The organism is Kribbella sp. NPDC026596, assembly GCF_040638415.1.
GTDB lineage: Bacteria > Actinomycetota > Actinomycetes > Propionibacteriales > Kribbellaceae > Kribbella.
The window spans coordinates 22,806-33,991 of the sequence record NZ_JBEZYF010000089.1 but is presented as its reverse complement, the minus strand read 5'-3'; the positions used below and the strand labels follow the sequence as shown (position 1 = coordinate 33,991).

At 68.3% G+C, this 11,186-nt stretch carries 15 protein-coding genes; 10 read left to right on the top strand and 5 right to left on the bottom strand.

All coding sequences use genetic code 11. The features are described from left to right. Window positions 1-257, bottom strand: a 257-nt coding sequence (locus tag AB0E63_RS41675) for a hypothetical protein (protein ID WP_360378983.1), incomplete at its 3' end; no start/stop codon positions are given. A 186-nt stretch (window positions 258-443) separates the two neighbouring features. Between AB0E63_RS41675 and AB0E63_RS41670 the strand changes: the two genes are divergently transcribed. From AB0E63_RS41670 to AB0E63_RS41650, 5 genes are read left to right on the top strand one after another with little or no spacing between them, the layout of a single operon-like run. Beyond that, window positions 444-1,271, top strand: a complete 828-nt coding sequence (locus AB0E63_RS41670; RefSeq protein WP_360378980.1) for a phosphatase PAP2 family protein — start codon at window positions 444-446, stop codon at window positions 1,269-1,271. A 21-nt stretch (window positions 1,272-1,292) separates the two neighbouring features. Continuing rightward, entirely contained in the window at window positions 1,293-1,715 is a 423-nt protein-coding gene (locus AB0E63_RS41665; RefSeq protein ID WP_360378977.1) for an Hsp20/alpha crystallin family protein, read from the top strand. Window positions 1,716-1,775: 60 nt separating this feature from the next. Beyond that, window positions 1,776-3,023 carry an FAD/NAD(P)-binding oxidoreductase gene (locus AB0E63_RS41660; protein WP_360378975.1) on the top strand — a complete coding sequence of 416 codons (1,248 nt, stop codon included), beginning with the start codon at window positions 1,776-1,778 and terminating at the stop codon, window positions 3,021-3,023. Next, window positions 3,020-3,334 (top strand): TusE/DsrC/DsvC family sulfur relay protein, encoded by a 315-nt coding sequence (locus AB0E63_RS41655; RefSeq protein ID WP_360378972.1) that lies wholly within the window; start codon window positions 3,020-3,022, stop codon window positions 3,332-3,334. Before AB0E63_RS41660 ends, AB0E63_RS41655 begins: the two co-directional genes overlap by 4 nt. Before the next feature lie 14 nt (window positions 3,335-3,348). After that, a complete protein-coding gene (locus AB0E63_RS41650; protein WP_360378970.1) occupies window positions 3,349-3,864 on the top strand; it encodes a DsrE/DsrF/DrsH-like family protein in 516 nt (171 codons plus the stop codon). A 12-nt stretch (window positions 3,865-3,876) separates the two neighbouring features. Here the strand turns inward: AB0E63_RS41650 and AB0E63_RS41645 are convergent, their stop codons facing one another. The 3 genes from AB0E63_RS41645 to AB0E63_RS41635 are packed head-to-tail and all read right to left on the bottom strand — an operon-like array spanning window position 3,877 to window position 5,881. Next, entirely contained in the window at window positions 3,877-4,284 is a 408-nt protein-coding gene (locus AB0E63_RS41645; protein WP_360378967.1) for a hypothetical protein, read from the bottom strand. 5 nt (window positions 4,285-4,289) lie between these two features. Continuing rightward, entirely contained in the window at window positions 4,290-5,072 is a 783-nt protein-coding gene (locus tag AB0E63_RS41640) for a universal stress protein (RefSeq protein WP_360378965.1), read from the bottom strand. Then, the gene (locus AB0E63_RS41635; RefSeq protein WP_360378962.1) at window positions 5,069-5,881 is read right to left on the bottom strand and encodes a 2-oxo acid dehydrogenase subunit E2; all 813 of its coding nucleotides are present in this window, start codon (window positions 5,879-5,881) and stop codon (window positions 5,069-5,071) included. The genes AB0E63_RS41640 and AB0E63_RS41635 overlap by 4 nt, the downstream gene beginning before the upstream one ends. Window positions 5,882-6,046: 165 nt before the next feature. On the opposite strand from AB0E63_RS41635, the gene AB0E63_RS41630 reads away from it, so the two are divergent. The 4 genes from AB0E63_RS41630 to AB0E63_RS41615 all read left to right on the top strand — a co-directional run bounded on the left by AB0E63_RS41630 (window position 6,047) and on the right by AB0E63_RS41615 (window position 9,216). Next, window positions 6,047-6,370 carry a DUF779 domain-containing protein gene (locus tag AB0E63_RS41630; RefSeq protein WP_360378960.1) on the top strand — a complete coding sequence of 108 codons (324 nt, stop codon included), beginning with the start codon at window positions 6,047-6,049 and terminating at the stop codon, window positions 6,368-6,370. Window positions 6,371-6,380: 10 nt separating this feature from the next. Beyond that, window positions 6,381-7,394 (top strand): zinc-dependent alcohol dehydrogenase, encoded by a 1,014-nt coding sequence (locus tag AB0E63_RS41625; protein ID WP_360378957.1) that lies wholly within the window; start codon window positions 6,381-6,383, stop codon window positions 7,392-7,394. A gap of 20 nt (window positions 7,395-7,414) precedes the next feature. Beyond that, window positions 7,415-8,383 (top strand): hypothetical protein, encoded by a 969-nt coding sequence (locus AB0E63_RS41620; RefSeq protein ID WP_360378955.1) that lies wholly within the window; start codon window positions 7,415-7,417, stop codon window positions 8,381-8,383. Between the two features lie 221 nt (window positions 8,384-8,604). Then, window positions 8,605-9,216: a hypothetical protein gene (locus AB0E63_RS41615; protein WP_360378953.1), complete on the top strand. Its 612-nt coding sequence runs from the start codon at window positions 8,605-8,607 to the stop codon at window positions 9,214-9,216. Between the two features lie 48 nt (window positions 9,217-9,264). Here the strand turns inward: AB0E63_RS41615 and AB0E63_RS41610 are convergent, their stop codons facing one another. Next, on the bottom strand, window positions 9,265-9,564 hold the full coding sequence (locus AB0E63_RS41610) for a 2TM domain-containing protein (RefSeq protein WP_360378950.1): 300 nt from the start codon (window positions 9,562-9,564) through the stop codon (window positions 9,265-9,267). Between the two features lie 151 nt (window positions 9,565-9,715). Here AB0E63_RS41610 and AB0E63_RS41605 point away from each other — a divergent pair, with 151 nt between their 5' ends. Continuing rightward, window positions 9,716-11,158, top strand: a complete 1,443-nt coding sequence (locus AB0E63_RS41605) for a DUF4389 domain-containing protein (RefSeq protein WP_360378947.1) — start codon at window positions 9,716-9,718, stop codon at window positions 11,156-11,158. The last annotated feature ends 28 nt before the right edge of the window (window positions 11,159-11,186 follow it).

Here is an 11,186-nt window from a genome sequence, read left to right as displayed (position 1 = left end):
GCGCGCAGATGCCACCGGCGCGGGCGGCCGCTGGTCGAGATCGCATGCCAGCGCATCGGGCATAGCACGTACTTACCGATCGCGAAGGGCAGCAAGCCCAGCACCGCGGGCAGCAAAACAGTGTGCGGGACGCGCTCGACGTTCCACAGCGAGAGCCCGACCGCGGCCAGCAGCGCGGCGATGCGCACGCCACGATGCGTCGCGATCGTGGCGACGAGCCGCGCGAACCGCGCGAGATTCGTCTGGCTCTTGTCCATGACGGCTTCCTTCCGGGCCCGGGAACGGCGCTGAGACAGGCGCCGGACCCGACAGTCCATTGCCAGGACGATAGCCGCCCCGTTCAAGGTCGGCATCGTGACGCCTGTCGTGGACCTTTGCCGCCTGGGAGTGGGAGCTATGGCCCTGTGCCGCTCCCGGTCGCCTCGGTGAGGGTGGAACGACGGGTGTTGGAGGGAGTACTGATGGTCGCCGAGGGCGAGACATCGATGTTGCGGAGGGCAGGCCGGGCGCAACAGGTCGCGCGTGAGGTGACCGTGATCGCGGCCGCCATCGTCTTGTACTTCGGCGTCCGGGGCCTGATCGCGACCAGGGTCGAGGTCGCCTACCGGAACGCCGAGAGCGTCATCGCCCTCGAGCGATGGAGCGGCGTCTTCGTGGAGCCGAAGCTGCAGGCGGCCGTCACCGCGCACGGCTGGATCGCGAACACGGTCAGCTACATCTACATCTACGGGCACTGGCCGGTGCTGCTGACGACGTTGCTGTGGTTACTGATCCGGCATCGCGACGCGTACCCGACGTTCCGGAACGCGATGCTGCTCTCCGGGGCTATCGGACTGGTGATCTTCACCGTGTTTCCGGTCGCACCGCCACGCTTCATGGCGGCGTACGGCTTCGTCGACACGGTCACGAAGGAGACCGAGGCCTACCGGGTACTGCAGCCGCCGGCGTTCGTGAACCAGTACGCCGCCATGCCGAGCCTGCATTTCGGCTGGAACCTGCTGATGGGGATCGCCGTCGCCGGTCTGGCCGGTCACCGGCTCGTGCGTCTGCTCGGCTGGCTGATGCCGGTCCTGATGCTCGCCGCGATCGTCCTGACCGCCAACCACTACCTGTTCGACGGCCTGGCCGGCGGCCTGATCGCGCTGGTGAGCCTGTTCGCCGTGAACCGGCTCGGCTCCGCCGGTCGGCGGCGGCGGCGGGGCCGAAGGCCTGCGGGGTCCGGTGCGTTGGGCCCTGCTGTGCGGCTGCGGCGCGAGGTGTGGTGGAGGTGAAGGCTACGGAAGGGAGACACCATGACGACGCTCCAACACAGGGACCCCCGGCGTCAGTTCGCGGACTTGTTCGACTGGGCCGAGGGCTTGCCGAGTCTGTTCACCATGCCCGCGATGATGCGGGGCGTCCGGATCGAGGAGTTCAGCGACGACGACAAGTACGTCGTCCGGGCAGAGTTGCCCGGCCTGGATCCGGCGAAGGACGTCAAGGTCGAGATCGCGAACGGGATGCTGACCATCTCCGCGACTCGTCAACAGGAGGAGCACGACGGTGCCCGCTCGGAGTTCCACTACGGCACGCTCACCCGCCGGGTGCTGCTGCCGGACGGAGCCGACGAGAAGGCCGTCGTGGCCAAGTACACGGCCGGAATCCTCGAGGTGACCGTTCCGATCTCGGCGAAGGCTGCCGAGGCGCGCACGATCACGATCGAGCACACCGACTGACACCTACCGGCCCGGCCTGGTGCACCAGGCCGGGCCGGCACACGAAGGGATGTGATGGTGATGAGGCGGTTGGTGATTCTCGGCGCCGGTACCGCTGGCACGACGGTGGCCAACAAGCTGAGGCGCCGGTTGGCGCGCGACGAGTGGCGGATCACAGTGATCGACCGTGACCGCGACCACCTGTACCAGCCGGGACTCTTGTTCGTCCCGTTCGGACGTGATCAGGCCGCTGATGTGCTGCGACCACGGCGGAGCCTGCTCAGGACGGGCATCCAGTTCATGATCGGTGAGATCTCTGCTGTCGATCCGGAGCAGAAGGCCGTCCGGCTCGCCGATGGGGGAGTGGTCTGCTACGACTACCTCGTCATCGCGACCGGTACCAGCCCGCGGCCGGACCAGACCCCTGGGATGCTCGGGCCGGAGTGGCACCGCAGCGTCCATGACTTCTACACCTACGACGGCGCCTTCGCGCTACGCGAGGCACTGCGGGCCTTCCCCGGCGGCCGGCTGGTCGTGCACGTCGTGGAGCAGCCGATCAAGTGCCCGGTGGCTCCGTTGGAGTTCACCTTCCTGGCCGAGGCCTACTTCCGTCGCGAGGCCATGCGGGACCAGGTCGAGATCGTCTACGTGACGCCGCTGGACGGTGCCTTCACCAAGCCGATCGCGTCGCGGTTCCTCGGACGGTTGCTGGACGAGCGGAAGATCGCGGTGGAGACCGACTTCCTGGTGGAGCGGATCGACGCCGAGCGCAAGACGCTGGTCAGCTACGACGACCGCGAGATCGGCTACGACCTGCTGGTCACAGTCCCACTGAACATGGGCGCGGACTTCATCGGTGCGTCGGGTCTCGGTGACGAGCTGAACTACGTACCGGTCGACAAGCACACCTTGCAGTCCACCGTGCATCCGGACGTCTTCGCCGTTGGCGACGCCAACGATCTCCCGACCTCGAAGGCCGGCTCGGTGGCGCACTTCTCCAGCGAGATCCTGGTCGGGAACTTCTGTCAGTACGTCGAAGGCCGCGCGATGACCCACCGGTTCGACGGGCACGCCAACTGCTTCGTCGAGACCGGCGACGGCAAGGCCCTGCTGATCGACTTCAACTACGACACCGAACCGCTGCCCGGGCAGTTCCCGCTGGGATTCGGACCGTTGTCCCTGCTTCGGGAGACGAGGGCGAACCACTGGGGCAAGGTTGCCTTCCGCTGGATCTACTGGCACCTGCTGCTCCCGGGCCGTCGGCTGCCGGTGCCGGCCCGGATGTCCATGACCGGCAAACATCGACCGGACGAGGAGGTCCGACCATGACCGTCGTCAGCGTTGGCGACACCACCATCCATGTCGATTCCGAAGGATTCCTCACCGACTACGGAGAATGGACCGAGGATCTGGCCGTGCGACTTGCGGGCCGGATCGGCATCGAGCTCACCGACGAGCACTGGAAGGCGATCAGGTTCCTGCGTGCGGACTACCCGTCGCACGGGGAGACCGCCACCCTGCGCCGGGTGTCGACCCTGGCCGGCATCCCGATCAAGCAGCTGTTCGTCCTGTTCCCCGGCAAGCCGGCCAAGAAGATGGCGTACGTCGCCGGCCTGCCGAAGCCCCGCGGTTGTGTGTGAGAGAAGGAACTGTCATGACCACTACCGACAGCATGCCGCTGATCGTTCCCGATTTCGGGGATGAGGCGACGAAAGGCCGCAAGCTCGCGATCATCTGCTCCAAGGGCAACCTGGACATGGCCTACCCCGGCCTGATCCTGGCCAACGCCGCACTAGGTGAAGGTGTGGAGACGCACCTGTTCTTCACCTTCTGGGGCTTCGACATGATCACCAAGTCGCGGATGAACGACTTGAAGTTCACCATGCTCGGCAACACCGCCACTCATATGCCACAAGGACTCGGCGGGCTGCCCGGCATGACCGCGATGGCCACGCACCAGATGAAGAAGCAGATCCACGACGTCGGCGTCCCCGACGTACCGGAGTTCCTCGAGCAGATCGTCGCCTCCGGTGGTCATCTCTGGGCTTGCCGGATGTCCGCCGACATGATGCACCTCGACGAGTCCGACCTCTGCGACGACGTCGAAGGCATCATCAGCGCCGGCGATTTCATCGAGAAGACCGACGGTGCCCAGATCATCTTCATCTGAGGGCGATGAGTGCTACCGGCCGGCCCGGAAGGTGTGGCGGGCCGCCGGGATCGCGACGCAGAGGGCGGGAACGGACCAGAGCCAGAAGCCCCAGCCGAAGCACATCAGGGCCAGATGGAAGGCGATGACCGCCACGTAGCCGGCGCGCGGGCTCTTGACCAGGAGTACGGCGATGGTCAGTTCGGCCAGGCCGAGGAGGAGGGCCCACCGCGTCGGGTCGGCCATGAAGATGTTCTGCCAGCCGTCGTACACCCAGCCGAACAAGGCGCCGTCGGCGAAGGGGCGGTAGGAGTCGGGGGTGGTCAGGGCAAGGTAGACGTGGACGCAGGCGCCCGAGGCGAACAGGGCCACGAAGCCCCAGTGGATCGCGCGCCACACCGGGTTGGAAGCCAGGGGCGTTGTGGCGGGATGTGTCGTCATGGGGATCAGCCTCCGGTGGCGGCGGCGGGGATGATGGCGACCGGGCAGTCGGCGTGGTGGAGGACGGTTTGGCTGACTGAGCCGATGAGCATGCCTGCGAAGCCGCCGCGGCCGCGGGCGCCGAGGACGATCAGGTTGGCGTCGGCGGCGAGGCTGAGGATGTGTTCGGCGGGGTGGCCGGTGATCTGGATGAGTTCGGCGTCGTGGCCACCGCGCGCGTGCACTGCGTCGCGGAGCTCGGCTTCCGTGATCCGGTGCAGCTCGGTGCCGGCCGGCTGGGCGGCGACGATGCGGACGGCGAGGTCGTGGCGCCGGGCGTAGTCCAGGCCGAAGTCGAGTGCGGTCTGGCTCGCGGACGAACCGTCGTACCCGATGACCACTCGAATGCCGGCCTCACTACCGAGATCAGGTCGTACGACGACCACCGGGCAGCGGGCGTTCGCGGCGAGATCGAGGCCGGTCGAGCCGAGGAGTGCGCCGGCCATCAGGCCGAGGCCACGGCTGCCGATCACCACCAGTTTCGCGTCACCGGACGCCTTCACCAGGATGGTGGATGGCGGGCCGTTCTCGATCCGCGGATCGACGTCGACGGCCGGCGCGAGTTCGCGGGCCAAGGCGAGAGCCTTGTAGACGACGTCACCGGCCTCGGACGCGGAATCACCGGGCTGCAGGGCATGGATCAGGCGAAGCTGAGTGCGCAGGGACTTGGCCTCGGCTGCCGCCCACCTGATCGCGATCTGGTCGGCCGGCGACCCGTCGATGCCGGCCACGACTGGCTGGTGTCTCATGCTGATCTCCTTGCCGTCTCCGGCAGTCCGATCTCGTCGGCAGCCATGAGCAGACCGCGCAGACGCGCGACGAACCGGGCGGCGGGCGCGCCGTCGACCACGTCGTGGTCCACGCTGATGGTCAGCTGGAGGAACTCACGTTCGACCAGCCGGCCCTGGAACAGAATCGGACGTCGCGTGATGCCGCCGATGACGACGCCGAGGGTGTGGAGCTGGAAGGCGATGCCCCATCCGCCACCGGCGCCGAACATTCCGACCGCGGTCACGCCGATGGTTCCGGCCAGTGCCCGCTGGCGATGGGGTAAGCGGTGCAGCGCTCCCAGCAGCCGGATGCGCACGAAGCCAGGCAGGATCAGATAGGCATGTGCCCACGGTGCCTTGCGGACCGACGGGCTGAGGTGGGGATCCGCCTTGATGTCGCGGATCTCGCGGCCCAGGTCCTGCACCGTGCGGCTGCCGGCATCGCGCAGGACATGCGTGAACGCGAACGGGCTACCGTCCAGGTCGACCTCGACCGGCAGGCCGACGTCGACCTGGTCGAAAATCACGTCCCGGCCGCGCAGGTCGCGGTACGCCTGGACCGTGGGGTCGGCGGCGACCGCGCGGGCCACGCATGCGATCACGAAAGCGGTGAACGAGAGATCTTCACCGGTCGTCTCCCGGTGCCGTCGCAACGCCCCGCGGGCCGAGGTCACGTCGACCTCGAACAGGCCGTGAATGGCGTGGCGGCGCTGGGCGGCCCGGCCGGCATCGATCACGAGCCGCCGGGCCCAGGGCACCGGCACGACCTTCGAGTGCAGCTGATGCACGGTCCACCTCCGGAGCCGATCTGCTTCGAGCATGGGCCGCACACGCCGCCTTCCGCATCGGCCGATCGGTCCGCGCGGACGGGCCTTTCGGCCCTACGTGGCCGGACCGAGTTGCGGTTCGCTCGAAGGTGCATCGACTCATCGAGGTAAGGATCGGAGGATCCGATGCCCACCGTCCGTATCACGGCCACCGCGGCCGCGCGCCAGGCGATCCGTCACCTGAGCGCCGGTCGTGGCGCTCCAGTGATGATCGTCCAGTCCGGCGGTTGCAGTACGCCGATGTGCTACCCGGATGGCGAGTTCCTGATCGGCCCCTGGGACGTGCTTCTCGGCGAGATCGAGGACAGCCCGTTCTACCTCGACCGGCGGCAAGCCTGGGGCGAAGCCACGTTCGAGCTTGACGTCGCGCCCGGTGGACCGGAGGGGTTCTCTCTCCCGGCCGGGCTCAGCGGCCATTTCGTCACCCGATCCACAACCTGTGCAACCTGAAAGGACGATCATGAAGGCAGCAGTCGTTGCCGACTTCTCCGCACCTCTGGAGATTCGCGAGGTGCCGATTCCAGAGCCCGGACCAGGCGACGTACTCGTCCGGATGGAGACCAGCGGGCTGTGCCACACCGATATCCATGCGGCTCGCGGGGACTGGCCGGTCAAGCCGACCCCGCCGTTCATCCCGGGGCACGAGGGCATCGGCGTGGTGGAGAGACTGGGCGCCGGAGTCACCGAACGGGCAGTGGGCGACCGGGTCGCGATCGCCTGGCTCGGGTACGCCTGCGGCAAGTGCCGGTATTGCATCGGCGGCTGGGAGACCCTGTGCCTGGAGCAACGAAACTCCGGCTACTCGGTCAACGGCAGCTTCGCCGAGTACGCCGTACTCCCCGCGGCCTTCGCGACACCCGTCCCCGACGGGATCTCCTCGCGTGATGCCGCACCGCTGACGTGCGCCGGCGTCACGACGTACAAGGCGATCAAGGTCGCCGGTGTCGCCCCGGCCGAGACCGTGGCGGTCTTCGGCGTCGGCGGCCTCGGGCACCTGGCCCTGCAGTACGCGCGGATCGCCGGCGGCATCACGATCGGCGTCGACATCGAGGACTCCAAGCTCGAGATGGCCGAGGAACTCGGTGCCGACCATGTGGTGAACGCGGCGAAGACCGACCCGGTCGAGGCGATCCAGGCACTCGGCGGTGCCGACGTCGCGGTCGCCCTCGCGGCGAACCCGCAGTCGTTCGACCAGGCCTTCAGGTCGCTGCGCCGCGGCGGGCGGCTCGTCTGCGTTGCTCTGCCCGGTGACAACGGCGCGCTCAGCCTGCCGATCTTCGACACCGTGCTGAACGCCAAGACCGTGATCGGCTCGATCGTTGGCACGCGCAACGATCTCGCCGACGTGTTCGCCCTGCACGCGGCCGGCCGGACCCGGGTCATCGCCGTCGACCGCAAGCTCGACGAGGTGAACCAGTCCATCGCCGACGTCCTAGCCGGTGACGTCCCGGCCCGGGTCGTCTTCCAGTTCTGACATCCACTGAGGTGATCGCGATGGAGGAGGCGGTCCGGCTGACGGACGCGGACAGGGACGCGATGCTGCGGGCTGCGGTGGCGGCGCCGTCGATGCACAATACCCAGCCGTGGCGGTTCCGGTTCGCCGGGCGGACGGTCGAGGTGCACCGGGATCGGGAGCGCGAACTCCCGGCGGAGGATCCGTCGCGGCGGATGCTGTACGTGTCGCTGGGTGCGTCGATCTTCAATCTGCGGGTGGCCGCGGCAGCCCTCGGGATGGGCTCGGCAGTTCGTCACCTGATGGACCAGCGCCGCCCGGACCTCGTCGCGGTGGTGGAGCTCGATGCGCCGCCGACCCGAGAGATGGCCGGACTGGCGCCGTACCTCTCGCAACGCCGGACGAACCGGGAGCCGTTCAGCGATGTGCGGGTTCCGGATCAGGTCCGTGCCGAGCTCGGGCTGAGTGCGCGGGTCGAGGGCGCCGTGCTGCAGTGGCTCGATCGGCCGCCGATGCAGTGGTGGTTGCGGATGGCAACGACTGACGCGATGACCGCGGACGAAGAGGATCGCGGCCGGACGGCGGAGCGGCGCCGGTGGGTCGGCGGTGACCGGGCGGACGACGGCGTGCCGTCGAGCGCGCTCGGCCCCCGAGTCGCGGGTGGCGATCCGGTCGTCCGTGATCTGGCGGCCACCGGGGCCGACGAGTTGCGGCCGGTGGCGGACTTCGAGCGTGCACCACAGTTCGCGGTACTGGCGACCCGGTACGACGGACCGATCGAGTGGCTCCGCGCCGGCCAGGCACTGGAACGGGTGCTGCTCGAGGCGACCGCACAGGGCGTCTCGACATCCCTGCTCAATCAGGCGATCGAGCACGAGGGCCTCCGGTGGCAGATCAACGATCCGCTCGGTCCCTGGCAGCGCCCCCAGGCCGTGATCCGCTTCGGCTACGGTCCACCCGTCCCACCGACTCCCCGCCGTCCGATCGCGGACGTCCTGATCCGCGACTGACAGCCTGGCGAGGGATGGGCCGTGTGGTCCCGGCGGTCGGGACCTTGGGCCCTGATCACGGCGCCGGGGCTGGGCGAGTCTTGAAGTGCAGGGAAACGACCGGCTCGCCGGGAGCGGACCCAGGAAGTGGCCGGAGGCCACAAGATCCGCCGTCATCAAGACGGTTCCGGTCCGGAGAGCCGGTTCCCCGCGTCCAGCCGAGCCGTACCAGGGGGGTTCTCATGAGCACCGTCAAGGAGCGGTCGGGGGAGCTGTGGGTGCTCAGGCAGGCTCGCCGGCTGGGGTTCGGGAAGAATCCCTTGCGCCGCCGGTCGGATCGCATCGAGGCGGTTGTGTTGTGGTGCGGCCTCGTCGTCGCGCTGCTGCTGATCCCGGTCGCCGCCGCGGTCGGCACGAGCGTCAGCAACGCCGTTGAGGAGTCGACCGCCCGGCAGCGAGCCGTCCTGCACGAGGTGAAGGCGACCACTCTCGAGGGCACCGAACGCACCGTACCGAGCGCACCAGGCGACATGGTCTCGCGGGCCCGGATCAGTTACGTCGACGCGCAGGGTGTCGCCCGCGAGGTTACGACGGGTGTCGCGATCGGTACGAAAGCCGGGGCCGAGGTGACGATCTGGCTCGACCGCGAGGGCTACATCGCTCGCAGCCCTCGCTCGAGTGCCGACAGCTCGGCCTTCGGCACCTCGGCCGGCTTCCTGACGTTGGCCGGCGCCTGGCTCCTGCTGTGGATCACCGTCCGGCTCGCCCGGGTCCCACTGGACCGCCGCCGAGCACGGGAATGGGAGAACGAGTGGCTCGCAGTCGCTCCACGCTGGCTGCACGGCCAGAAATGAGGGCGAGAAGGCCTGCCCCGAGGTCGGGGCAGGCCTTCCGGACTGTTGTCACTTGCGGCGTGCGATGCGGTCCATCGCGGCCTGGACCGCGGTCTCGCTCGGTTGCGGCCAGAACACGTCCCACGCGTGGAAGACGATTCCGATGCCCCAGCCGAACATCGGGAAGGCGGGCCAGAAGAATCCCGCACCGGTCAGGTACCAGATGACCACCAGGAAGGTGTTCACCGTCAGGTAGGCGAGGATGTGTCCCGCGAGGTCGTGCCGCTTGCGGAGATCCTCGACCGCCTGCTTGCGCAGCGTCTCGTCGTTGTAGGCCGGAAGAGGCCGATCGACGACCTTCTCGTCCATGACTGCCTCCTTACTCATCACTTCCACCGTCTGCCGGTTGCGGCCGTCCGGTCAGAGCACCAAGGCGCGTCCTCGGCGGGACCTTCGGCTCTGCAGACCTCGCCGCGACGGATCGACGCTGGCAGTGAGGGACGAGTGTCAGGAGGACGTGATGAGTACGACGACGTACCCCGTCCGCGTGGACGGGGCGATGGACGAGCGGCTGAATCGCTGGCTGTGGCTGGTGAAGTGGGTGCTGGTGATCCCGCACCTGTTCGTGCTGGCGGTGCTGTGGATCGGGTTCGTCCTGCTGAGCTTCGTGGCGTTCTTCGCCATCCTGTTCACCGGGCGCTACCCGCGCGGAATCTTCGACTTCAACGTCGGAGTCCTGCGGTGGACCTGGCGGGTGCAGTTCTACGCGTACGGCGCGCTGGGAACCGACAAGTACCCGCCGTTCACCCTGGAGGAGGTGCCCGATTACCCGGCGCATCTGGAGATCGCGTATCCGGAGCACCTGTCGCGCGGTCTGGTGCTGGTCAAGTGGTGGCTGCTCGCGATTCCGCACTACCTCGTGGTCGGGTTCTTCCTCGGCAGCGGCACCTGGTTCACCACCCAGGCGGACCATCGCACCGTGGTGTGGGGTGCGGGGCTGGTGGGTCTCCTGGTATTGGTGGCGGCAGTCGTCCTGCTGTTCACCGGGCGGTACCCGCGGCCCGTCTTCGACCTGGTGCTCGGCATGGACCGCTGGGCGTTGCGGGTTGCGGCGTACGCCGGGCTGATGGTCGACCAGTACCCACCGTTCCAGCTGGACATGGGCGGTGACGACCCCGGTACGACGAGGTTGGACGAGCCGCCGCTGGAGCGACACTCGATGCCGGCCGGGCCACCACGGCGAGAGCCTGAGTTGCGGATGTCGGCCGGGCGGACCGTCGCGTTGATCGTCGGCGTCCTGGTGACGTTGGCGTCGCTGCTGGGGCTCACCGTCGGGGGAGCGATGGCCTGGCTGGATCAGGCGCGCGGTGATTCCGCCGGCTTCGTGACCTCGGACAAGGTGACGTTGAGCACGAGCGGCTACGCACTGACGAGTGAAGAGCTGACGATCCATGCCGGAGCCGCGACTGTGCCGCACCGCTGGTTCGGTGATGCCCGGGTGCGCGTCGAGACGGTCAGCGGCGGCCCGGTGTTCGTGGGCCTCGCGTCCGTGACCGACGTACGCCGGTATCTGGCCGGGATCGCGTACACGACGGTGAAAGCCGTCGGCCCGAACACCACGACGTACGCCGATCACGCCGGCACGGCGCCGTCAGCAGTGCCCACCGACCTGAAGATCTGGCGGGTCCAAGCGGCCGGTCCGGGTGAGCAGACGATCACCTGGCCGATCGAGAACGGCGACTGGACGCTGGTGGTGATGGCGACGGACGGCAGCAAAGACGTGAATGTGCGCGCCGACGTCGGGGCTACCGCGCCCGCGCTGCAGTGGGTGTGGATCGCGATCCTGACGAGTTCGGGTGTCTTCCTCCTGCTCGGCACGCTGACCGTCGTACTGGCGGTCGTCCGGCAGCCGAAGCCGGGACCTTCGACTCTGCAGACGACCCCCGGCCGACGGGTCGAATGAGAGTGACGGAAACAACCGGCTGAAGGGT